Source organism: Agromyces sp. NPDC058484, from assembly GCF_042720415.1.
GTDB lineage: Bacteria > Actinomycetota > Actinomycetes > Actinomycetales > Microbacteriaceae > Agromyces.
Genome location: NZ_JBHXMP010000024.1, coordinates 16,623 through 39,372 on the forward strand (window position 1 = coordinate 16,623; position 22,750 = coordinate 39,372).

Genomic DNA, 22,750 nt, shown 5'->3' on the forward strand with positions numbered 1-22,750 from the left:
CATCAGCTCAGGACTTGATGTACGGCTTGCCGTCTGCCGCCGGCGGACGGGAATTCCCGACGAAGCCGGCGACGGCGAAGATCGTCACGACGTACGGCAGCATGAGCATGAACTCGCTCGGCACCGGCGACCCGATGACCGACAGCGTGTTCTGCAGGTTCGACGCGAAGCCGAACAGCAGGGCGGCGAGCGTCGCCTTGATCGGATCCCACTGCCCGAAGATCACGGCGGCGAGCGCGATGAATCCCGCACCCGCGGTCATCTCGCGGTTGAACGCGATGCCCGACCCGATCGTGAAGAAGGTCCCTCCGAGACCGGCGATCGCGCCGGCGAGCGTGACGTTCCAGAACCGCGTGCGGTTCACGTTGATGCCCACCGTGTCGGCCGCCTGCGGGTGCTCGCCGACGGCGCGCACCCGGAGGCCCCACCTCGTGTGGAAGAGGCCGACGTACACCAGCGCGACGGCGATGTACATGATGTAGACGACGACCGTGTGCCGGAAGAGCACCGGACCGATGATCGGGATGTCGCCGAGGATCGGGATGGGGAGCCGTTCGAATCGCGGCGGCGTGTTGAGCGTCGCGGCGTTCGGCGCGAGCACCTGGGAGTAGAAGAAGCTGGTGAGGCCGATCACGAGTACGTTCAGCACCACACCGACGATGACCTGGTCGACGTAGTACTTGATCGAGAACATGGCCAGCACCATGCCGACGAGCAGGCCGGCGACCATCGCAGCGACCAGCCCCGGCCACGGGTTCCCCGTGATCGAGGCAACGACGGCCGCGGTGAACGCGCCGGCCAGCAGCTGGCCCTCGATCGCGATGTTCACGACGCCGGCGCGTTCACCGATCACACCGGCGAGCGAACCGTAGATGAGCGGCACCGCCAGGCTCAGCGAGCCGTAGAGCAGGCCGACCATCGGAAGATCGGCACCGGCGCCCGCCCAGCTGAGGAAGCCGAACATGAACGCGATCGCGAACAGGATGGTGAGCCAGAGCGGAACCCGGCGTTCCGAGCGCACCAGCAGCACCGAGTACAGCGTCGCCACGGCGAGGAGGGCGACGACCGCCCAGAGTGCGGCCATGGCGGGCACGACGAGATCCGGCACCTGGATGGCGTCGGTCTCCCGCGACCACCGGTAGATCGTGTCACCGGACCGGGGGGCGAACACCGCGAGGGCGAGGGCGATGACGGTGAAGATGCCGAAGGCGATCGGCGCCTTCCAACTCGTCACGAACGTCGTCGACAGCGCCCCGGGCTGGGACGCGACGTGGGGCAGATCCGTGTTCGTCGTCACTTCGCCGTCACCTCCTTCGCCGTGCGCGATGGTTTGGGCCTGGCGTTCGGGTCTGGCAGGCCGAAGATCGTGCGCACGAGCGGCGGGGCCGCGATGAAGAGCACGATGAGCGACTGCACCACCAGGATGATCTCGATCGGCACGCCCTCGGCCGCCTGCATCGAGAAGCCGCCGGCCTTGAACGCGCCGAAGAGGATGCCGGCGGCGAAGGTGCCCCACGGGGTCGAACGACCGAGCAGTGCCACGGTGATGGCGTCGAAGCCGATGCCCGCGTCGATGCCGGCCGTGAAGCCCGTCGTGACCTGGCCGAGCACCTGGCTCACCCCCGCGAGGCCCAGCAGCGCTCCGCTGATGAGCATGGCGTAGACGTACATGCCCTTGACATTGATGCCGGCAACTCGCGCCGCGTTGGGATTGATGCCCACCGCGCGGAACTTGAAGCCGAGGCTCGAGCGGCTGAGGATCCACCACACGATGACGGTCGCGATGATCGCGAGCACGAATCCGAAGTGCAGGTTGAACGGCGCGGGAAGAGCCGGGAAGATCGCCGTGTCCTTCATCGGCGCGGTCTTCGGGTTCGACGAGCCCGGCGCCTGAAGCAGGCCCGGGGTGCGCAGCATCCAGGACACGAGGTAGAACGCGACGTAGTTGAGCATGATCGTGACGATCACCTCGTGCGCCCCGGTGCGCGCCTTGAGGAGGCCCGCGATGCCCGCCCAGAGCGCACCGCCGACGAGACCGCCGATGAGGGCGACGAGCATGTGCAGGCCCCAGGGCAGGTCGAAGCCGAAGCCGATCCACCCCGCGACGGATGCCGCGATGAGCATCTGGCCGCGACCGCCGATGTTGAACATGCCGACGCGGAACGCGAGAGCCACGCCGAGGCCACCGGCGATCAAGGGTGTCGCGAACAGCAGCGTCTGCGTGAGTGGTCGGATGCCGGAGAGGAAGTCGTCGCGCCGGAAGTTGTAGATCGCCCCCTGGAAGAGCGCGGAGTACGCACCCGACACCGACTGCCAGATGGCGGCGAGGGTGTCGCCGGGCCGTGCGAAGAAATAGACGCTGGTCTCCTGTACCCGCTCGTCGGTGAAGGCGATCATGATGGCACCGACCACCAGGGCGAGGAACACCGCCAGCACCGAGATGATGGCGTTGCCCGTCGCGATCTGGTTCAGCATCGTGTGCCACTTCGAGGGGGGCGGCGCCCCGGTGCCCACGCCCGCGGCCATGCCGCCCGGACCGGATCCTGTCGTCTGCGCGTCCTCGGTGGCGGTGCCCCCCTCGGGTGAGGACGCCACGGGCACTTCGATCGCGACGTCGGCGTCGAGTTCGTGGGCCCGCGGCACATCGCCCCGCGAATCGCTGGGGTCGCTCATGCGGCCACTCCTTCTGCAGGCACTTCCCCGGCCATCATGAGGCCGAGCTTGTCGCGCGGGGTGTCGCCGGGCACGATGCCGACGATTCGTCCGCGGTACATCACCATGATGCGGTCAGCCAGCGCGGCCACCTCGTCGAGTTCGGTCGACACGACGACGACGGGCACGCCCGCGTCACGGGTCTCGACGATTCGCTTGTGGATGAACTCGATGGAGCCGACGTCGACGCCGCGCGTGGGCTGGGCTGCCACGAGCAGCCGGAGCTCGCGGCTCAGCTCGCGGGCGAGCACCACCTTCTGCTGGTTCCCGCCAGAGAGCCGACCGGCGTGCGTGTCGATCGACGGCGTGCGGATGTCGAACTCCTCGACCTTCTCGCGCGCGAACTCGGCGAGCACGCCCCGCTGCAGATTGCCGGCCCGTACGAACGGCGGGCTCTCGCTGCGGTCGAGCATCAGGTTCTCTGCGATCGTGAACTCGCCGACCAGGCCGTCCTCGTTGCGGTCTTCGGGCACGAACCCCACGCCGGACTCGAGGATCTTGCGCACGCCGGCGCCGCCCAGCTCGATGCCGTCGAGGTTGATCGACCCGTGCACGCGCTCCTGCAGCCCGAGGAGCGCCTCGGTGAGCTCGGTCTGCCCGTTGCCCTGAACTCCGGCCACGGCGAGGATCTCACCGCGGCGCACCTCGAAGCTCACGTCGTTCACGACGAGCTGGCCGATCTGGTCGACGACCGTGAGGCCCTCGACGACGAGCGCGGCATCGCCGAGCTTCGGTTCTTCCTTCTGCACCGTGAGTTCGACGGCACGGCCGACCATGAGCGAGGCGAGCTCGGCGTTCGTGGCGGTCGGCGACGCCTCGCCGACCACCTTGCCGAGTCGGATGACCGTGATGCGGTCGGCGACCTCGCGCACCTCGCGGAGCTTGTGGGTGATGAACACGATCGACGTGCCGGACTCCTTGAGCTGGCGCATGATGGCCATCAGCTCGTCGGTCTCCTGCGGGGTGAGCACCGCGGTCGGCTCGTCGAAGATGAGCACGCGGGCGTCGCGCGAGAGCGCCTTGATGATCTCGACGCGTTGCTGCACGCCGACGGGCAGGTCGTCGACGAGCGCGTCGGGGTCGACGTGGAACCCGAACCGCCGCGAGATCTCATTGACCTTCTCGCGTGGCGCGGCCAGGTCGAGCATTCCGCCCGCCTTGGTGTTCTCGTGGCCGAGCATGACGTTCTCGGCGACGGTGAAGACCGGAATGAGCATGAAGTGCTGGTGCACCATGCCGATGCCGGCGGCCATCGCGTCACCGGGACCCGCGAAGTGCTGCACCTCGCCGTCGAGGAGCACCTCGCCGTCGTCTGCTTGATACAGGCCGTAGAGCACGTTCATGAGCGTCGACTTGCCCGCCCCGTTCTCGCCGAGGAGTGCGTGGATCTCGCCGGCCTCCACGGTGAGGTCGATGTGGTCGTTGGCGACCAGGCTGCCGAATCGCTTCGTGATGCCGCGAAGTTCGAGCTTCATGTCCCCGATCCTAGTGAGTGGGCCGCATCCGTCGGAGGGGCTGCACGAATGTTGAAGTGGCCGGATGTCGCGTGCTCAGATGTTGCGCATCACGCGCCATTGCGCACCCGTACGCCGATCGGGGAGGCCGGCTGTCGCCGACCTCCCCGAATACCCGGTCCTTGAGCCTGCCGAAGGGCTACTCGGCGAGGTAGGACTGGACCTCGACGTCACCCGCGATGATCGCGGCCTGGAGGTCGTCGAGCTCGCCCTGGAGCGTGTCGGAGACCTTCGACTCGAAGTCGTGGAACGGCGCGATGCCGACGCCGCCGTTCTCGAGCGTGCCGACGTACGCCTCGGGGTCGAACTCGCCGTTGCCCGCTGCGAGCACCGCCTCGTAGGTGGCGACGTCGATCTGCTTGAGGATGGAGGTCAGCATGAGGTCGGCGACCGACGGGTCGGTCTCGGTGAAGTCGGCGTCCACGCCGATCATCGCGATCTCACGGGGTGCCTCACGGATCGCCGCCGCCGCCGACTGGTAGATCGGGCCGCCGACGGGCAGCATCACGTCGACGTTCTGGTCGATGAGGCTCTGGGCGACCTGGCGGGCGGTGTCGTTGGCTTCGAAGCCACCGGTGAAGAGACCGTCGGTGCCGTCCCAGCCGAGCACCGTGACGGCCTTGCCCTTCTGCTCGCTGTAGTAGTCGACGCCCTGCTTGAAGCCGTCCATGAAGATCGACACGGTCGGGAAGTTCATGCCGCCGAAGGTGCCGACCGTGTTGGTCTTGGTGTAGTCGGCAGCCGCATAGCCGCCGAGGAACGCCGCCTGAGCCGTGTTGAAGAGGACCGGCTTGATGTTCGGCGCGTCTGTCTCGTCATCGAAGTCGTTGTCGGCGGCGTCGTCGATGATGACGTACTCGATGTCGGGATTGGCGAGCGCCGACTCGACCGTCGCGGCCGAGAGCGCGAAGCCGACCGTGACGATCAGGTTGCAGCCCTGGTCGACGAGGCTCGTGAGGTTCGGCGCGTAGTCGGTCTCGGACTGCGACTCGACCGTGATCGGCTCGACGCCGAGCTCGTCGGCGGCCTTGGTGAGGCCCTCGAAGGCCAGCTGGTTGAACGACTTGTCGTCGAAGCCGCCGGCGTCGGAGACCATGCAGGGGACGAAGTCGCTCCCCGCCTCGTCAGTGCCGCCATCCGTCTCCTCGGGAGCGGCTGCGCAACCGGCGAGCAGCACGGCTGCGCCGAACATCGCGAGACCGCCGAGCGCGGCCTTCCTGGTGGTGACCTTCACTGTGTCCTCCAAAAGACTGCGCCCCGTCGGTTCGGGGCCCGTGTCGTCACGTTACCGAATGTTGCGGTCGGCGCTCACGTGTCGTGGGCCTGCGACATCCAATGGTTATCAAGACGCGATGTTCTGCTCATATGAGCAGAACGGATGCCCCGCGAACGGGGGTGTCAGGGCGCGCTCGGCGACTCGACCTGCAACTCCCCCGCGATGATCGCCTGGCGGAGTCCCTCGATCTCGCCGTCGAGTCCCGGCGTCACGAGGGGCGCGAGGTCGTGGTACGGGGCGATCTCGACGCCGCCGTTCTCGAGGGTGCCGACGTAGGGCTCGTTCGTGAACGAGCCGTCCAGCACCTCGCCCACGATCTGCACCATGGCCTCCTGCGTGCGCTTCAGCACGCTCGTGAGGATGACGGGGCGGAATTCCGCGGAGAGGGTCTCGAAGCCGTCGCTGTCGACCCAGATCACCGAGACGTCGCCGCGCTCGACGGCTGCCGAGGCCGCACCCTCACCCACCTGGCCTGCGACGGGCAGGATGACGTCCGCGCCCTGGTCGATGAAGCCCTCGGTGAGCGCCTTGCCCTTGTTGATGTCCTCGAAGTCGCCGGTGAACGCCCCGTCCTGCGTCGCCTTGTCCCAGCCGAGCGCGCGCACGGCGGTGCCATGCACCTCGTTGTACTTCGCCACGCCGTCGACGAAGCCGTCCATGAAGAGGGTGACCGGCGGCTGGTTGCCGCCGCCGAAGGTCGCCACGACGCCGGTCTTCGAGACGCCGGCGGCGAGGTATCCGGCGAGGTACGCCGCCTGTGCCGTGTCGAAGACGACGGGCTTCACGTTCTCGGCCTCGACCGTCTCGTCGACGATCGCGAACGCGATCCCGGGGTTCGCGCCGGCCTGGTCGAGCGTCGCGTCGGCGAGCTCGAAGCCGACCGTCACGATGAGCTCGCAGCCCGAGCCGACGGCCTGCTCGACGTTCGGTGCCAGGTCGGTCTCGCCGGTGGAGACGATGGCCTCGGCCTCGATGCCGAACTCCTCCTCGGCCTGCTGCAGGCCCTCCCAGCTGGACTGGTTGAACGAACGGTCCTCGAGTCCGCCCGAGTTCGTGACCATGCGCACGCACGACTCGCTCGCGGCGTCGGTTCCGCCGCTCTCGGGCGCGGGCGCGCATGCGGCGAGTGCGACGGATGCCGCGACGAGCGCCGCCCCGTAGCCGAACCATCGACGCATCGACATCCGCTGCCCCGTTCCCTCGCCTGCCCTCAAGCCAACGGTACGCCTCAGAGCACGTCGTTCGATCCGCCGAGCCGGAGGGCGTCGACGACCGCCTTGACCCGCTGGGCGTGCTCGCTCGTCGTGACGAGGAGCGCGTCGGGCGTGTCGACCACGACGATATCGTGCACGCCGATCAGGCTGATCACCCGCTTCGAGCGGCTCACCACGATGCCGCTGGACGCATCGGCGAGCACGCGTGCGTTCTCGCCGAGGATCGCGAGCTCACCCGACCGGCCCGCGGTGTTCAGCTTGGCGAGCGAGGCGAAGTCGCCCACGTCGTCCCACTGGAAATGGCCGCGGATGACCGCGAGTCGTCCGGCCGCCGCCGCCGGCTCGGCGACCGAATAGTCGATGGCGATCTTCTCGAGCGTCGGCCAGATCCGGTCGACCGCCGGGCCGCGCGTCGCGGGATCGTCCCAGGCCGCGGCCAGCTCGACGAGCCCCGCGTGCAGCGCGGGCTTGGTGCGCGCGAGCTCCTCGAGGAGCGTCGACGCCCTCGCGATGAACATGCCGGCGTTCCAGAGGTGGTCGCCGCCGGCGAGATACCGCTTCGCGGTGTCGAGGTCGGGCTTCTCGACGAAGTTCGACACGGCCTCGACGCGCCCGGCGTGCGGGACGTCGATCGGGCCGCCGCACTCGATGTACCCGAATCCCACGGCCGGCTCGGTCGGGGTGATGCCGATGGTCGCGATGTAGCCGGCGCGCGCGGCGGCCACGGCGTCGGCGACCGCCGACCGGAACAGGGCGTCGCCTGAGATGACGTGGTCGGCCGCGAACGAGCCGATCACCACGCCGGGCTCGCGGCGCTCGAGGATCGCGGCGGCGAGGCCGATCGCGGCCGTGGAGTCGCGCGGTTCGCTCTCGAGCACGATGTTCGCGTCGGCGAGCGCCGGGAGCTGCGCCTCGACCGCGGCGCGGTGGGCACGACCCGTGACGACCATCACGCGCTGCTCGCCCGAGAGCGGGGCGAGCCGGTCCCACGTGTCCTTGAGGAGCGTCTGACCGGAGCCCGTCAGGTCGTGCAGGAACTTCGGCGCATCCGCCCGGGAGAGCGGCCACAGCCGCGAACCGACGCCGCCGGCCGGGATGACGCTGTAGAAGCCGTCGAGGGGAAGGGGTGCGTCGGACATGGGTCCGAGGATACCGGGACGATGCGGGGAGGATGCCGCACGCGGCATCCGCTCGCCGATCTCTCTCGACATCGAGAGAGTTAGGCAGCCCTAAGCGGCACCGCGTGTAGCTCGGGTCTAGACTCGGATCGGGCCGTTCGGCCGTCATGCCCCATGCGCGGGGCGCTCCACACAGCCAGAAGGGGTGTTCATGCCAGAGACCTCGGCAGGAACCCTGACCGCATCCGGGAAGCCGGCGAAGCAGAAGCCGGGCGGCACGCTGTATCGCGGTCGCGAGGGCATGTGGTCGTGGGTGCTGCACCGCATCACCGGTGTCGCGATCTTCTTCTTCCTCCTCGTGCACATCCTCGACACGGCCCTCGTGCGGGTGAGCCCCGAGGCGTACAACGCCGTCATCGGCACGTACCAGACGCCGATCATGGGGCTCGGCGAGGTCGCGCTCGTCGGCGCGGTCGTGTTCCACGCGTTCAACGGCCTGCGCATCATCCTCGTCGACTTCTGGAGCTGGGCCACGCGCAACCAGAAGGTGCTGTTCTACATCGTCGTCGCCCTCTGGGTGGTCACGATGCTCGCCTTCGTGCCGCGGCACCTCATGAACGTCTTCAGCCACTAGGGAGCGAGCACATGACGGTCATCGAATCCCCTCGCACCCCGGCTCGTCCCGCACCGCGGCGCGGCCCCAATCTCGAGAAGTGGGGCTGGATCTACATGCGTGCGTCGGGCGTCGTGCTCATCGTGCTCATCTTCGGCCACCTCTTCACGAACCTGATGGTCGGCGAGGGCGTGAAGGCCATCGACTTCGGCTTCGTCGGCGGCAAGTGGGCCGATCCGTTCTGGCAGTGGTGGGACGTGCTGATGCTCTGGCTCGCCCTGATCCACGGCGCGAACGGCATGCGCACGCTCGTGAACGACTACACGAGTCCCGGCACGGTGCAGAGGCTGCTGAAGGGCGGCCTCCTGGTCTCGGCGGTCGTGCTCATCGTGCTCGGCACCCTCGTCGTGTTCACGTTCGAGCCGTGCCCCGCGGGCGCGCCCGCCGACCTGCTTCCCTCGTTCTGCCCCGCCGTCTAGTTCCATCCCGCGTAGGAGACCCGTGAATTCCGAGAGCGCCCACGTCGAGACGAAGACCATCGACGGCGTCCACTACCACCAGTACGACATCGTCATCGTCGGCGCCGGCGGCGCGGGCATGCGAGCGGCAATCGAGGCCGGGCCGGGCGCGAAGACCGCGGTCATCTCGAAGCTGTATCCCACTCGCTCGCACACGGGCGCCGCGCAGGGCGGCATGGCCGCCGCGCTCGCGAACGTCGAAGAAGACAGCTGGGAGTGGCACACGTTCGACACGGTCAAGGGCGGCGACTACCTCGTCGACCAGGACGCCGCCGAGATCCTCGCGAAGGAGGCCATCGACGCGGTCATCGACCTCGAGAACATGGGCCTGCCCTTCAACCGCACGCCCGAGGGCAAGATCGACCAGCGCCGATTCGGCGGCCACACCCGCGACCACGGCAAGGCGCCCGTTCGCCGCGCCTGCTACGCGGCCGACCGCACCGGCCACATGATCCTGCAGACGCTGTTCCAGAACTGCGTGAAGCTCGGCATCGAGTTCTACAACGAGTACTACGCGCTCGACCTCGTGATGACCGACGTCGACGGAGTGTCGCAGCCGTCGGGCGTCGTCGCCTACGAGCTCGCGACGGGCGAGCTGCACGTGTTCCAGGCCAAGGCGATCATCTTCGCCACCGGCGGGTTCGGCAAGATCTACAAGACCACCTCGAACGCGCACACCCTCACGGGCGACGGCGTCGGCATCGTCTGGCGCAGGGGCCTGCCCCTCGAGGACATGGAGTTCTTCCAGTTCCACCCGACCGGACTCGCCGGCCTCGGCATCCTCCTCACCGAGGGCGCCCGCGGCGAGGGCGCGATCCTCCGCAACGCCTCGGGCGAGCGGTTCATGGAGCGCTACGCGCCCACCATCAAAGACCTGGCGCCCCGCGACATCGTCGCCCGCTGCATGGTGCAGGAGGTCGCCGAAGGGCGCGGAGCCGGGCCGCACAAGGACTACGTGCTCCTCGACTGCACGCACCTGGGCGCCGAGGTGCTCGAGACGAAGCTCCCCGATATCACCGAGTTCGCGCGCACCTACCTCGGCGTCGACCCCGTGTTCGAGCCCGTGCCGGTCATGCCGACCGCGCACTACGCGATGGGCGGCATTCCCACGAACATCAACGCCGAGGTGCTGCGCGACAACACCACGGTCGTGCCCGGCCTCTATGCCGCGGGCGAGTGCGCGTGCGTCTCGGTGCACGGCTCGAACCGCCTCGGCACCAACTCGCTGCTCGACATCAACGTCTTCGGAAAGCGCGCGGGCCGCAACGCGGTCGAGTACGTGAAGTCGGCCGACTTCCTGCCCCTGCCCGAAGACCCCGCCGCAGCCGTTCGACGCATGCTCGACGAGCTTCGCGATTCGAACGGCACCGAGCGCATCGCGGCGATCCGCAAGGAGCTGCAAGACGAGATGGACAAGAACGCGCAGGTGTTCCGCACCGACGAATCGCTCGCCCACGTCACCGAGGTCATCGCGGGCCTCCGCGCCCGCTATCGCAACGTCGCCGTGCAAGACAAGGGAAGGCGCTTCAACACCGACCTGCTCGAGGCCGTGGAGCTCGGCTTCCTCCTCGACCTCGCCGAGGTCGTCGTGTTCTCGGCGCGCAATCGGGAGGAGAGCCGCGGCGGTCACATGCGCGACGACTTCCCGAACCGCGACGACGAGAAGTTCATGCAGCACACGATGGCCTACCTGTCGGGCGACGCGCACTCATCCGATGCCGCCGACCACATCCGGCTCGACTGGAAGCCGGTCGTCATCACCAACTACCAGCCGATGGAGAGGAAGTACTGACGTGAGCACTGCGATCGTAGAGAAGCAGTCGGCGGATGCCGCGCTGCAGTCGTTCACCGTCACCTTCCTGATCCGCCGCTTCGACCCCGATGTCGACACCGAGCCGCGGTGGCAGGACTTCGACGTCGAGATGTACGCGACCGACCGCGTGCTCGACGCCCTGCACAAGATCAAGTGGGAGCAGGACGGGTCGCTCACGTTCCGCCGCTCGTGCGCGCACGGCATCTGCGGCTCCGACGCCATGCGGATCAACGGCCGCAACCGCCTCGCGTGCAAGACGCTCATCAAGGACCTCGACATCTCGAAGCCGATCTACGTGGAGGCCATCAAGGGACTGCCGCTCGAGAAGGACCTCGTCGTCGACATGGAGCCGTTCTTCGCGAGCTACCGCGAGGTGCAGCCGTTCCTCATCGCGAACTCTCAGCCCGAGGCCGGCAAGGAGCGCGTGCAGTCGATCGCGAAGCGGGAGATCTTCGACGACACGACGAAGTGCATCCTCTGCGCCGCGTGCACCTCGTCGTGCCCCGTGTTCTGGACCGACGGGCAGTACTTCGGCCCCGCCGCCATCGTCAACGCGCACCGGTTCATCTTCGACTCGCGCGACGACGCGGCATCCGTTCGGCTCGACATCCTGAACGACAAGGAGGGCGTGTGGCGCTGCCGCACCACCTTCAACTGCACCGATGCGTGCCCCCGCGGCATCGAGGTGACGAAGGCGATCGCCGAGGTCAAGCAGGCGATCATGCGCGGCAGACCCTGACCTGCCGGAGCGGCCGAGGCGCCATCGCTAGTCTTGGTGCGTGAGCCTCCGCGACCGACTCGAGGAGCCCGTCAGCCGGGTGAGCACGCTGACGCGGAAGACGCTCGCGCTCTTTCCGGTGCGCGTCTGGCGGCACTTCCTGGCGCGCAACGGATTCCTGCTCTCGTCGGGCATGAGCTACCAGGCGCTCTTCGCGATCTTCGCCGCCGTGTACGTGGTGTTCGCCGTAGCCGGCATCTGGCTCACCGGCAACCCCGCGACCCTCGACGCGTTCGTGACGCTCCTCAACACGTATGCGCCCGGGCTCATCGGCCCCGACGGCATCATCTCGACGGATGAGCTCACCGAAATCGCCTCCGCCAGCACGAGCCTGTTCGGGTGGACCGGTGCGGTCGCCCTCGCCGGGCTCATCTGGACGGCGATCGGATGGATCACCTACGCGCGCATCGCCGTGCGAAGCATCTTCGGCCTCCCCAAGGACATGCGCGCCTACGTGCTCCTGAAGGCCCGCGACTTCCTCGCGGGTCTCGCCTTCGGCACGATCCTCATCGTCGCGACGGTGCTGTCGGTGGCGACCACCGCCCTGTTCAGCTGGGTCATGGGCCTCGTCGGCCTGCCCACGGACTCGGCGGTGTGGAACTTCTTCGTGCAGGGCGGCGCCCTGGTCGTCGTCTTCGCCATCGACACCCTCGCACTCGCCGTGATGTTCCGGTTCCTCTCGGGCGCGACGATGCCGTGGCGACGGATGTGGGTCGGATCCCTCCTCGGGTCCGCGGCGCTCTCCGTGCTGCAGCTCCTCGGCGGATTCCTGATCACGGGTGCGAGCAGCAACCCGCTGCTGGCGACGTTCGCGGTCTTCATCGCGCTGCTGCTGTGGTTCCGGCTCACGAGCATCGTGATCCTCGTGGCCGCGAGCTGGATCGCGGTGGAGGCGGCCGACAACAACGAGACCCTGCGCCGGGTGACGCCCGAACAGCTCCTCGCCGAGGAGCGCGAGAGTGAGCAGCGCGCGCTCGTCACGGCGGCGCGCGTGCGAGTGCGCGAGGCGCAACAGGAGGTCGCCGCGGCGAACTGGCTGGAACGCTTCGTCGCCACGCGTCGGCTCGCGCGAGCCGAGGAGGAGCTGGAACAGGCGGAGGCCGGCCTCGAGCCGGCACCGCCGCGGAACGACGTCGGAGGGCTCCCGTAGGATCGAGGGCATGCCCCCCGCGAAGCCCCTCCGTGTTGCCAGCGTCAACGTCAACGGAGTGCGAGCCGCGTTCCGCCGGGGCATGGGCGGCTGGCTCGCCGGGCGCGAGGTCGACATCCTCGCCATGCAGGAGGTGCGCGCCTCGACCGAAGACCTGCAGGGCCTGCTCGGCGAGGAATGGGACATCCTGCACGATCCGGCGACGGCGAAGGGGCGCGCGGGCGTCGCGATCGCGAGCCGCAATCGCGCGCACATCCACCGCGTCGAGCTCGGCGCCCCCGAGTTCGACAGTGCCGGGCGGTGGCTCGAGGCCGACTACGAGGTCGACGGCCGCGTGGTCACCGTGGTGAGCGCCTACGTGCACTCGGGCGAGGCCGACTCCCCGAAGCAGGTGGAGAAGTACCGATTCCTCGACGCCATGGAGGCGCGGCTCCCCGAGCTCGCCGCGCACTCCGAGCTGGCGCTCGTCGTCGGCGACCTCAACGTCGGTCATCGCACGCTCGACATCCGCAACTGGCGAGGCAACGTGAAGCGTGCCGGCTTCCTGCCCGACGAGCGTGCCTACTTCGACCGCTTCGTCGGCACCGAGGCAGACGAGGGCTACAACCGCGGCGCCGGCCTCGGCTGGGTCGACGTCGGCCGCCGGTTCTCGGGCGAGGTCGACGGCCCGTACTCCTGGTGGTCGTGGCGCGGCAAGGCGTTCGACAACGACACCGGCTGGCGCATCGACTACCACCTCGCCACCATGCGACTCGCCGACGCCGCTGTCGTCCACTCGATCGACCGCGCCGAGACGTACGACACCCGATGGTCCGACCACGCTCCCGTCGTCGTCGACTACGCCATCTGACCCTCCTGCCGACAAGGATCCCCAACGAATGAGCACCCCCCGTCCCGTCGTCTTCTCGGGCATGCAGCCCTCGAGCGATTCGCTGCACCTCGGCAACTACCTCGGCGCGCTCGTGAACTGGGTCGCGCTGCAAGACGAAGCCGACCCGATCTACTGCGTGGTCGACCTGCACGCGATCACCGTGGGCCAAGACCCGAGGGCCCTGCACGAGAGCACCCGGCGCACTGCCGCGCAATACCTCGCGGCCGGCGTCGACGTCGAGCGTGCGACCCTCTTCGTGCAGTCGCACGTGCCGGCGCACGCCGAGCTCGCGTGGGTGCTCGGCACCATCACGGGGTTCGGCGAGGCCGGCCGTATGACCCAGTTCAAAGACAAGTCGACCAGGCACGGGTCGGATGCCACGACGGTCGGCCTCTTCACCTACCCGGTGCTGATGGCCGCCGACATCCTGCTCTACGGCACCGAGCTCGTGCCGGTCGGCGACGACCAGCGCCAGCACCTCGAGCTCACACGCGACATCGCCGGCCGCTTCAACTCGCGCTTCGGCGGCACCTTCGTCGTGCCCGAGGCGCTCGTCGCCAGGGAGTCGGCCCGCATCTACGACCTGCAGGATCCGACCGCGAAGATGTCGAAGTCGGCTGCTTCCGAGGCCGGGCTCGTGAAGCTCATGGACGACCCCGCGGTCACCGCGAAGAAGTTCCGCAGCGCCGTCACCGACACCGGCCGCGAGGTTCGCTACGACCCGTCGGAGAAGCCCGGCATCTCGAACCTGGTCGACATCCTCGCCGCCACCACCGGGCGCACGATCGCCGAGATCGAGGTGGAGTACGAGGGTCGCGGGTACGGCGACTTCAAGAAGGACGTCGCCGAGGCGGTCGTCGACCGGCTCGCGCCGATCCGCACGCGCACGCTCGAACTGCTGGAAGATCCGGCCGAGCTCGATCGGCTCCTCGCGATCGGCGCAGAGCGCGCGAGCGAGCGGGCAGAGCGGATGCTCCGCACGGTCTACGACCGCGTCGGCTTCGTGCGTCGGGGCTGACATGCGGCCGGTCGCGCTCCGCACTCCGCGACTGGTGCTCGACCTGCCCGCGCCGGCCGACGCCGACCTCGTCACGCGCTACTGCCAGGACCCGCTCTTCGAGCGGTGCCTGACCACGCCGTGGCCGTACTCCCGCGCCGACGCCGAGGCATTCCTCACCACGCATGTGCCCCACTCGTGGGCGAGCGGCATCGAACCGACCTGGGCGATCCGGCGTCACCGAGGCGGGATCCTCCTCGGCGTGATCAGCGTGCGCGAGGCCCAGCACGAACTCGGGTACTGGATGGGCGCCGAACATCGGGGCATCGGACTCATGAGCGAGGCGGCGAGGGCCGTGGCGGAGTGGACGCTCGGCGGCGGCATCCAGGGGGCGAGCACCGTGTTCTGGCGAGCGGTCGTGGGCAACGTCGCGTCGGCCAGGGTGGCGCGAGCGGTCGGGTTCCGGCGCATCGAACCCGACGACGCGATCGTGCCTACGCGCGACGGCGGCACACTCCCGGCATGGTACGCGGTGCGCGAGGCGACGATCGATCCTCGCGCCCACGCGAGCTGGGGCGACGTCCTGGGCGTCATCCGATGACGGGCGTGCCGGCGACCCCGGTCGTGCTCTTCGACCTCGACGACACGCTCATGGCGCATCGCGAGGCCGTCGCCACCGGCATCGTGCACCACATGCGCTCACGTGCATACTTCGGCGACGAGGCCGAGGCCGCCCGCCGGTGGCATGAGCTCGAGGAGGAGCACTACCTCGCGTATCTCGGCGGCGCACTCACCTTCGAGGGGCAGCGGCACGCGCGCGCGGTCGCCTTCGCGCGGTTGTTCGGCGAGGAGCTCGACGATGGCGCCGCGAGCCGCTGGTTCGCAGAGTACTTCGACCGGTACCAAGAGTCGTGGGCGTTGCACGACGATGTCGTACCCGCACTCGACGCGCTCGCCGAGGCGATCCCCGGCGTGCGCTTCGGCATCATCACGAACGGCGAGCTCGAGTACCAGACTGCCAAGGTCGCGCGGCTCGCGCTCGATGGACGCATCGACCAGGTGATCGCCTCGGGCGCGGTCGGCGCTGCGAAGCCCGACTCCGCGATCTTCCGTGCCGCCCTCGACCGGTTCGAGGCGATCGCCCCGGTGTCGGCGGCGGCGTACGTCGGCGACCGCCTGCGAACGGACGCGATCGGCGCCGCCGACGCGGGCCTCGTCGGCGTCTGGCTGAACCGGCGGAACGACCCGGTCTCGTCCGACGACACGGCCGCGGCGCGGGCGGCCGGGGTGCTCGAGATCCGCGGTCTCGGCGAGCTGCCGGCTCTGCTCGCGGCGCGCTGGGCGCCGTGAGGCGGCGGGAATAGCCCACCCGCCCACGCGTTGACCTAGAATCGAGACAGAAACGTGCTCCGGGGTCGGTGCAATTCCGAACCGGCGGTGAGAGTCCGCGAACTGCGAGCGCGAGGGCGAGAGGCCTCGGGCGAGCGGTTGAACCGGTGGAATTCCGGTACCGACGGTGAAAGTCCGGATGGGAGGCGGCACGTGTCGGCTGCGCAGCGCGTGGTCGACGCCGAGGTGATCGACACCCCGGCATCGCCGAACCCTTCCCGGAGCCTCACGACAGGACCAGGATGACGACGGGCGATCACAGCATGGCGGATGCCGCTGCGATGCGCCGCGCCCTCGAGCTGGCCACCCGCGGCCCGGCGAAGGGCGTCAACCCGCGCGTCGGCTGCGTCATCCTCTCCCGGCAGGGCGAGTTGCTCGCCGAGGGGTGGCACCGCGGCGCGGGCACCGCGCACGCCGAGATCGATGCGCTCTCGAAGCTCGCCCCCGGCGATGCGCAGGGCGCCACCGCGGTCGTCACGCTCGAGCCGTGCAACCACACCGGGCTCACGGGTCCGTGCACCGTCGCCCTCATCGACGCCGGCGTCGCGCGCGTCGTCTTCGCCGTCGCCGACCCCGGCGATCTGTCCTCGGGCGGCGCCGACCGGCTGCGCGAAGGGGGCGTCGAGGTCACCGGCGGCGTCCTCGCCGACGAAGCCGAGGCCCTCCTCGACGACTGGCTGTTCGCGGCCAGGCACCGCCGGCCGCACATCACCGTGAAGTGGGCGTCGAGCCTCGACGGCCGGGCCGCAGCATCCGACGGGTCGAGCCAGTGGATCACCGGGTCGGCGGCGCGCGCCGACGTGCACCGTCGGCGGGCCGCGGCCGACGCGATCGCGGTGGGCACCGGCACCGTCTTCGCCGACGACCCCTCCCTCACCGCGCGTGCCCCGGGCGGCGAGTTCTTCGACGCCCAGCCGGTTCCCGTCGTCTTCGGACGGCGCCCGGTGCCGTCTGATGCCGCGATCACCCGCCACCCGCATGCGCCCGTGTTCGTCGAGGGCGCCGACCTCGCGGTCGACCTGCGCGAACTGCAGCGACGCGGCATCCGCTCGCTGTTCGTCGAGGGCGGACCGACGCTCGCGAGCGCCTTCCTCGCGGCGGGCCTCGTCGACGAGCTGCTCGTGTACCTCGCGCCCACCCTCCTCGGCGGCCCGCGCCTCGCCGTCGGCGACCTCGGCGTCGCGAGCATCGAGGGCGCCCGCCGATTCGAATTCGCCGCCGTCGTGCGGCTCGGCGACGATGTCCTCGTCGTCGCCCACCCGGTCTCGAGCGGCGCTGCGCGCTCCTCGACCAGCATCAACGAAGGGAACTGACATGTTCACCGGAATCATCGAGGAGCTCGGCACCGTCGTGCGCGTCGAGCGGAACGCGGATGCCGCGCGCCTCACCGTGCGCGGACCGATCGCGGTGCAGGGCGCCGAGCACGGCGACTCGATCTCGGTCTCGGGCGTGTGCCTGACCGTCGTCGACTTCGACGACGAGTCGTTCACCGCCGACGTGATGGCGCAGACCCTCGCGATGTCGACGCTCGATCGCGTTCGAGAGGGGCTCCACGTCAACCTCGAGCGCGCCGCCCGCGTCGGCGACCGCCTCGGCGGACACATCGTGCAGGGCCACATCGACGGCACCGCGCGCGTGCTCGAGGTGCGGCCGGGCGAGGCGTGGCGCGTCATCCGCTTCTCCCTCGACGACGCGCACGCGCCGCTCGTGGTCGACAAGGGGTCGATCGCCGTCGACGGCGTCTCGCTGACCGTGAGCGACCTGGGCGACGAGCCGGCGGGCTCGTGGTTCGAGGTGTCGCTCATCCCCGAGACGCTCGCGACGACGACGCTCGGCGGGCGCGAGGCGGGCGACGTCGTGAACATCGAGACAGACATCCTCGCCCGGCACGTCGAGCGGATGCTGCGGCTCGACGCGCATCGATCGCTGCCGTCGTCGCTCGCTGAGCCCGTCGAAGCGCGGCCCTGGACGAGCTCGGGGAACTCAGCCGCGGTCGCAGGGAGCCCCGCATGAGCCTCGCCACGATCCCCGAGGTGCTCGACGCGCTGCGCGCGGGCAAGCCCGTCATCGTCGCCGACGACGAGGCCAGGGAGAACGAGGGCGACGCCATCATGGCCGCGGAGTTCGCGACGCAGGAGTGGGTGGCGTGGATGGTGCGCCACACGAGCGGGTACCTGTGCGCACCGATGACGAACGCCGTCGCCGACCGGCTCGAGCTGCCGCTGATGACCGAACGCAACGAGGACGTGCGCGGCACCGCCTACACGATCTCGGTCGACGCCGCCGACCGAACGTCGACCGGCATCAGCGCCGCCGACCGCGCGCACACCCTGCGCGTGCTCGCCGATCCATCGTCGACGCCCGAGCGGCTCATCCGGCCCGGGCACGTGCTGCCGCTGCGGGCCGTCGACGGCGGCGTGCGCGAGCGGGCGGGCCATACCGAGGCCGCCGTCGACCTCATGCTCCTCGCGGGGCTCTCGCCTGTCGCCGTGATCGGCGAGATCGTCGAGGACGACGGCGAGATGACGCGGCTGCCCGGGCTTCTCGCGCTGGGCGCCCGCGACGGGCTGCCGGTGACGACCGTCGCCGCGCTCGTCGAGTGGATGGACGAATGGCCGGCGCGACACGACGTCGCGCGTCCCGGTGCGCCGACCGCGTTGCCCGAATCGTCGCGCGTCGCATTCGAGGTCGAGACCTCGCTGCCGACCGAGCACGGCGTGTTCCGCGTGCGCGCGTACCGCGACCGCGGCACGGGTGCCGACCACATGGCGATCATCGCCGGCGACCCCGCGAACACCGCAGGGGGCGCCTACGTGCGCGTGCACTCCGAATGCCTGACCGGCGAGGCGTTCGGCTCGCTGAAGTGCGAATGCGGTCCACAGCTCGACGCGGCGCTCGAGGCGGTCCAGGCGCGAGGGGGCGTCGTCGTCTACCTCCGCGGCCAGGAGGGCCGTGGCATCGGACTCATCAACAAGCTGCGCGCCTACCGCCTCCAGGAGGGCGGCCTCGACACCCTCGACGCGAACGTCGCGCTCGGGCTGCCGATCGATGCGCGCGACTACGGCGCGGCCTCGGCGATCCTGGCCGATCTCGGAATCGACACGGTGCGCCTGCTTACGAACAACCCCGAGAAGGTGCGCCAGCTCGAGCTGCACGGCATCAGCGTCGTCGAACGCGTGCCGCTCGTCGTCGGCGTCGGCGCGGGCAACACCGGCTACCTCGACACCAAGCGGCACCGCATGGGGCACGCGATCGAAGACCAGCAGCTGACGGATGCCGCGGCTGAGGCCCTCCTGGAAGGACACGCATCATGAGCGGCAAGGGCTCTCCCTCTCACTCGTCCCGGTCCCTGAGTTCGTCGAAGGGCGACGGCACCGGCCTCCGGGTGGTGATCGTCGCAGGAAGCTGGCACGAGCAGATCTCGGACGGCCTCATCGCCGGGGCGACCCGCACCCTCGAGGCATCCGGCGCCGCCTTCGAGCTCGTGCGCGTGCCCGGCAGCTTCGAGCTGCCCGTCGTCTCGAAAGCGGCGCTCGAGGCCGGCGCCGACGCGGTGGTGGCCCTCGGCGTGATCATCCGCGGCGGCACCCCGCATTTCGAGTACGTCTCGGCTGCGGCGACCGACGGCCTCACGCGCGTCGCGCTCGACACCGGCAAGCCCGTGGGCTTCGGCGTGCTCACCCTCGACGACGAGCGTCAGGGGCTCGACCGGGCCGGCCTTCCGGGTTCGAAGGAGGACAAGGGGCGCGAGGCCGCCGAGGCCGCCGTCGCGACGGCGCGCGTGCTGCGAGCGCTCGCGCGCTGACGCGAGGCATCCGTCTAGGCTCTCGGTATGGACACCCTGCGCACCATCCTGCTCATCCTCCACTTCGTCGGCCTCGCGTCACTGCTCGGCGGATTCCTCGTGCAGGTGAAGGCGATCGGAGCAGGCAGGGGCACCGTGGTGCCCGCCATGGTGCACGGCGCCCTCACCCAGCTCGTCACCGGCCTGCTGCTCGTTGCGACCATCCAGATGGGCGACCTGGGCGACGTGGACAACGTGAAGATCGCCGTCAAGCTCGTCATCGCCGTCGCGATCACGGTGCTCGTGTTCGTCTTCCGCAAGAAGGACCCGGCGCCGAGCTGGGCGCTCTGGACGATCGGTGCGCTCACGCTCGCGAACATCGTGGTGGCGGTCGCCTGGCGCTGACGGTCTCGAGCGGCCGTTCGCCGCATGATCCCGGCCGCTCGTCGCATCCGGGCTCCTCCATCGGGTGCGGCGAGTGTAGTGTGGCACGCGATGTCCTCAGCCAACACGCCGGTCGCCACGGCCGTAGTCCCCACCCCTGCGAACCCGACCAGCCGGGTCGTGCTCGCGAGCCTCATCGGCACGACGATCGAGTTCTACGACTTCTACGTCTACGCCACGGCCGCGGTGCTCGTCTTCCCCCATCTCTTCTTCCCGACGGGCGACGCCACGACCGCGCTCCTCTCGTCGTTCGCGGTGTTCGGCGCCGCGATGGTGGCGCGCCCCCTCGGCGCGATCGTCTTCGGGCACCTCGGCGACAAGCACGGACGCAAGGCCACCCTCGTCGGCGCGCTCCTCACCATGGGAATCGCGACCTTCCTCATCGGCCTCCTGCCGACCTACGCGTTGGTCGGGTGGGTCGCACCGCTCCTCCTCGTCCTCCTCCGCATCGCCCAGGGCTTCGCGCTCGGCGGCGAATGGTCGGGCGCCGCCCTCGTGGCGACCGAGAACGCCCCGAAGGGCAAGCGCGCCTGGTACGGCACGTTCCCGCAGCTCGGCGCGCCGATCGGCTTCATCATCGCGAACGGCCTGTTCCTCATCATCGCCGCCATGCTCCCGTCGGAGGACCCGACGATGCCCTCGCAGGCGTTCCTCGACTGGGGCTGGCGCATCCCGTTCCTGTTCTCCGTCGTGATGGTCGTCGTCGGGCTCTGGGTGCGGCTGCGCCTCGTCGAGTCGACGGCGTTCTCGAACGCGTCGAAGGAGGGCAAGCTCACCAAGCTGCCGCTGGCCACGGTGTTCCGCACGTACTGGCGACAGCTCATCCTCGGCACCTTCTTCATGCTCGCGACGTACGTGCTCTTCTACCTCATGACCACGTTCTCGCTCGCGTACGGCCGCGCCCCCGTCGAGCCGGCCGAGGGCGTGCAGCCCGGGCTCGGCTACTCGTACAACACGTTCGTGCTCATGCTCATCGCCGGCGTCGTGTTCTTCGGGATCTTCACCCTCGTGTCGGGCCCGTGGGCCGACCGGTGGGGCCGTCGAAAGACGCTCATCTGGGTGACGCTCGGCATCATCGTGTTCGGCCTCATCTGGGTGCCGCTGCTCGGCGCCGGGTTCTGGGGCGTCATGCTCTGGCTCGTCGTGGGCTTCTCGCTCATGGGACTCACCTTCGGCCCGATGGGCGCCCTGCTGCCCGAGCTGTTCCCGACCAACGTGCGCTACACGGGCTCGGGCGTCTCGTACAACGTGTCGTCGATCCTCGGCGCCGCGGTGGCGCCGTTCATCGCCGTCGCGCTCTGGCAGGCCGGCGGCGGCAGCCCGTTCTGGGTCGGCGTCTACCTCGCCGCGTCCGCCGTGCTCACGCTCATCGCGCTGCTCGTCTCGAAGGAGACGAAGGACGTCGACATCGACGCCTGACGGCGGTGACGAGCGGGCGGATGCCGCGGCATCCGCTCGTTCCGCGTTCGTGAGCGCACAGCCCGACACCCTCCCGGGGTGCGTTCCGGCCACCCTGCACGCTGCAACTTGAGGGAGTTGGCCGGAAGGCACCCCGGGAGCGCGTCCGTGCGTCGCCTCGCCCCCTTCCTAGCCCAGGCGCGGCGGCGTAGCATTGCCCGCGGCAGGGCTGCCGAGTCATCCGCCGGCACCGTCGGCGCTCGGCCGCCCGGGACGGCGAACCGCAGATGAACATGACGATGGACATGATGAAGGGCGCCATGTCGTCGTCGGAGATGCCCATGAAGGGCATGGATCCGGCGATGATGCAGGAGTGTATGGAGGCCCTCTCCGCGTGCATGCAGGCGTGCATCATGTGCGCCGACGCCGACGCGGGCGAGGGAATGGCCAAGTGCGCCGGCATGTGCGCCAACTGCGCCGACATGTGCAACACGATGATGCGCATGATGCTGCGCATGAACGGCTGGGACATGCAGGTCATGTCGTCGATGATGCAGACGACGACGATGATGATGCGTGCCTGCTCGGCCGAGTGCATGACGCACGCCGAGATGAGCGAGCACTGCCGCATGTGCGCGATGGCGTGCGATCAGGGGGTCTCGGCGATGGAGAAGCTGATGGGCTCGATGAGCGAGGCGATGCCCGTGGCGTGAGCTCCGTCAGGCGTATGCGACGCTGAACCGCCGGCGACCGCGCGCGAGCACGCCGTAGACGTCGTGCAGCGCGACCGGCTCGCCGGGCGTCAGCGCACCGTCGAACGCGTCGTGGTGCCAGACCCGCCGCACCGCATCGGCGCCGAACGCCGCGAGGGTCGCGAATCCGTCGGCGTCGACCGCGAGCACGATCGCATCGACCCACTTGCTCGCGGTCGTCGCGGCGAGCCGCTCCTGCATCGCGTGCAGCCCGTGGCCCGCTCGGTCGCTTCGGCACTCCGCCGCCGACTCGCAGCCGCGCATGCCCGAGACCACGCCCGTGCGGGGCTCGGTGACGGCGTGCGGCTCGCGGTGCGACATGAGGGCTCCTCGGTGTTCGATTCCGCCACGATACGCTCGCGGCCGACGGATGTCGCGGGCGCGCGTCACACGCGGAAACACGCGTGCC

Annotated in this window: 23 protein-coding genes and 1 riboswitch; of the genes, 16 read left to right on the forward strand and 7 right to left on the reverse strand. The window is 69.6% G+C overall.

Features of this window, described 5'->3' with window-relative positions:
• Nucleotides 1–7: 7 nt before the first annotated feature.
• The 6 genes from ACFWN7_RS16450 to ACFWN7_RS16475 form a co-directional block, all read right to left on the reverse strand.
• A complete protein-coding gene (locus ACFWN7_RS16450; protein WP_376939937.1) occupies nt 8–1,297 on the reverse strand; it encodes an ABC transporter permease in 1,290 nt (429 codons plus the stop codon).
• A complete protein-coding gene (locus tag ACFWN7_RS16455) occupies nt 1,294–2,673 on the reverse strand; it encodes an ABC transporter permease (RefSeq protein WP_376939938.1) in 1,380 nt (459 codons plus the stop codon). Before ACFWN7_RS16455 ends, ACFWN7_RS16450 begins: the two co-directional genes overlap by 4 nt.
• A complete protein-coding gene (locus ACFWN7_RS16460) occupies nt 2,670–4,187 on the reverse strand; it encodes an ABC transporter ATP-binding protein (RefSeq protein WP_376939939.1) in 1,518 nt (505 codons plus the stop codon). The genes ACFWN7_RS16455 and ACFWN7_RS16460 overlap by 4 nt, the downstream gene beginning before the upstream one ends.
• Before the next feature lie 178 nt (nt 4,188–4,365).
• Nucleotides 4,366–5,460 (reverse strand): BMP family protein, encoded by a 1,095-nt coding sequence (locus ACFWN7_RS16465; protein WP_376939940.1) that lies wholly within the window; start codon nt 5,458–5,460, stop codon nt 4,366–4,368.
• Nucleotides 5,461–5,624: 164 nt separating this feature from the next.
• Nucleotides 5,625–6,680 carry a BMP family protein gene (locus ACFWN7_RS16470; protein WP_376939960.1) on the reverse strand — a complete coding sequence of 352 codons (1,056 nt, stop codon included), beginning with the start codon at nt 6,678–6,680 and terminating at the stop codon, nt 5,625–5,627.
• A 50-nt stretch (nt 6,681–6,730) separates the two neighbouring features.
• The gene (locus ACFWN7_RS16475) at nt 6,731–7,855 is read right to left on the reverse strand and encodes a mannose-1-phosphate guanylyltransferase (RefSeq protein ID WP_376939941.1); all 1,125 of its coding nucleotides are present in this window, start codon (nt 7,853–7,855) and stop codon (nt 6,731–6,733) included.
• 190 nt (nt 7,856–8,045) lie between these two features.
• Here ACFWN7_RS16475 and sdhC point away from each other — a divergent pair, with 190 nt between their 5' ends.
• From sdhC to ACFWN7_RS16555, 16 genes are all read left to right on the forward strand, one after another.
• The gene (gene sdhC, locus ACFWN7_RS16480) at nt 8,046–8,468 is read left to right on the forward strand and encodes a succinate dehydrogenase, cytochrome b556 subunit (RefSeq protein WP_376939942.1); all 423 of its coding nucleotides are present in this window, start codon (nt 8,046–8,048) and stop codon (nt 8,466–8,468) included.
• Nucleotides 8,469–8,479: 11 nt separating this feature from the next.
• The gene (locus tag ACFWN7_RS16485; RefSeq protein WP_376939943.1) at nt 8,480–8,926 is read left to right on the forward strand and encodes a succinate dehydrogenase hydrophobic membrane anchor subunit; all 447 of its coding nucleotides are present in this window, start codon (nt 8,480–8,482) and stop codon (nt 8,924–8,926) included.
• A gap of 22 nt (nt 8,927–8,948) precedes the next feature.
• Nucleotides 8,949–10,757 (forward strand): succinate dehydrogenase flavoprotein subunit, encoded by a 1,809-nt coding sequence (gene sdhA, locus ACFWN7_RS16490; protein ID WP_376939944.1) that lies wholly within the window; start codon nt 8,949–8,951, stop codon nt 10,755–10,757.
• 1 nt (nt 10,758) lies between these two features.
• Nucleotides 10,759–11,517 (forward strand): succinate dehydrogenase iron-sulfur subunit, encoded by a 759-nt coding sequence (locus ACFWN7_RS16495; RefSeq protein ID WP_376939945.1) that lies wholly within the window; start codon nt 10,759–10,761, stop codon nt 11,515–11,517.
• A gap of 40 nt (nt 11,518–11,557) precedes the next feature.
• The gene (locus ACFWN7_RS16500; RefSeq protein ID WP_376939946.1) at nt 11,558–12,706 is read left to right on the forward strand and encodes a YihY/virulence factor BrkB family protein; all 1,149 of its coding nucleotides are present in this window, start codon (nt 11,558–11,560) and stop codon (nt 12,704–12,706) included.
• 10 nt (nt 12,707–12,716) lie between these two features.
• On the forward strand, nt 12,717–13,556 hold the full coding sequence (locus ACFWN7_RS16505) for an exodeoxyribonuclease III (RefSeq protein WP_376939947.1): 840 nt from the start codon (nt 12,717–12,719) through the stop codon (nt 13,554–13,556).
• 28 nt (nt 13,557–13,584) lie between these two features.
• On the forward strand, nt 13,585–14,595 hold the full coding sequence (trpS, locus tag ACFWN7_RS16510) for a tryptophan--tRNA ligase (protein ID WP_376939948.1): 1,011 nt from the start codon (nt 13,585–13,587) through the stop codon (nt 14,593–14,595).
• Nucleotide 14,596: 1 nt separating this feature from the next.
• Nucleotides 14,597–15,175 (forward strand): GNAT family N-acetyltransferase, encoded by a 579-nt coding sequence (locus ACFWN7_RS16515; RefSeq protein ID WP_376939949.1) that lies wholly within the window; start codon nt 14,597–14,599, stop codon nt 15,173–15,175.
• A 5-nt stretch (nt 15,176–15,180) separates the two neighbouring features.
• Nucleotides 15,181–15,924: an HAD family hydrolase gene (locus tag ACFWN7_RS16520; RefSeq protein ID WP_376939950.1), complete on the forward strand. Its 744-nt coding sequence runs from the start codon at nt 15,181–15,183 to the stop codon at nt 15,922–15,924.
• Between the two features lie 50 nt (nt 15,925–15,974).
• A riboswitch (FMN riboswitch) is annotated at nt 15,975–16,120 on the forward strand.
• 85 nt (nt 16,121–16,205) lie between these two features.
• The gene (gene ribD, locus ACFWN7_RS16525) at nt 16,206–17,276 is read left to right on the forward strand and encodes a bifunctional diaminohydroxyphosphoribosylaminopyrimidine deaminase/5-amino-6-(5-phosphoribosylamino)uracil reductase RibD (protein WP_376939951.1); all 1,071 of its coding nucleotides are present in this window, start codon (nt 16,206–16,208) and stop codon (nt 17,274–17,276) included.
• 1 nt (nt 17,277) lies between these two features.
• Complete coding sequence (locus ACFWN7_RS16530) at nt 17,278–17,976, forward strand: riboflavin synthase (protein ID WP_376939952.1); 699 nt, start codon at nt 17,278–17,280, stop codon at nt 17,974–17,976.
• Nucleotides 17,973–19,277, forward strand: a complete 1,305-nt coding sequence (gene ribA, locus ACFWN7_RS16535; RefSeq protein ID WP_376939953.1) for a GTP cyclohydrolase II — start codon at nt 17,973–17,975, stop codon at nt 19,275–19,277. Before ACFWN7_RS16530 ends, ribA begins: the two co-directional genes overlap by 4 nt.
• The gene (gene ribH, locus ACFWN7_RS16540) at nt 19,274–19,768 is read left to right on the forward strand and encodes a 6,7-dimethyl-8-ribityllumazine synthase (protein WP_376939954.1); all 495 of its coding nucleotides are present in this window, start codon (nt 19,274–19,276) and stop codon (nt 19,766–19,768) included. Before ribA ends, ribH begins: the two co-directional genes overlap by 4 nt.
• 27 nt (nt 19,769–19,795) lie before the next feature.
• The gene (locus ACFWN7_RS16545) at nt 19,796–20,152 is read left to right on the forward strand and encodes a hypothetical protein (RefSeq protein WP_376939955.1); all 357 of its coding nucleotides are present in this window, start codon (nt 19,796–19,798) and stop codon (nt 20,150–20,152) included.
• A 90-nt stretch (nt 20,153–20,242) separates the two neighbouring features.
• Nucleotides 20,243–21,610 (forward strand): MFS transporter, encoded by a 1,368-nt coding sequence (locus ACFWN7_RS16550; RefSeq protein WP_376939956.1) that lies wholly within the window; start codon nt 20,243–20,245, stop codon nt 21,608–21,610.
• A gap of 266 nt (nt 21,611–21,876) precedes the next feature.
• Entirely contained in the window at nt 21,877–22,302 is a 426-nt protein-coding gene (locus tag ACFWN7_RS16555; protein WP_376939957.1) for a hypothetical protein, read from the forward strand.
• A 6-nt stretch (nt 22,303–22,308) separates the two neighbouring features.
• Here ACFWN7_RS16555 and ACFWN7_RS16560 read toward each other — a convergent pair whose 3' ends face one another.
• Complete coding sequence (locus ACFWN7_RS16560; protein WP_376939958.1) at nt 22,309–22,662, reverse strand: hypothetical protein; 354 nt, start codon at nt 22,660–22,662, stop codon at nt 22,309–22,311.
• Nucleotides 22,663–22,750 lie beyond the last annotated feature (88 nt).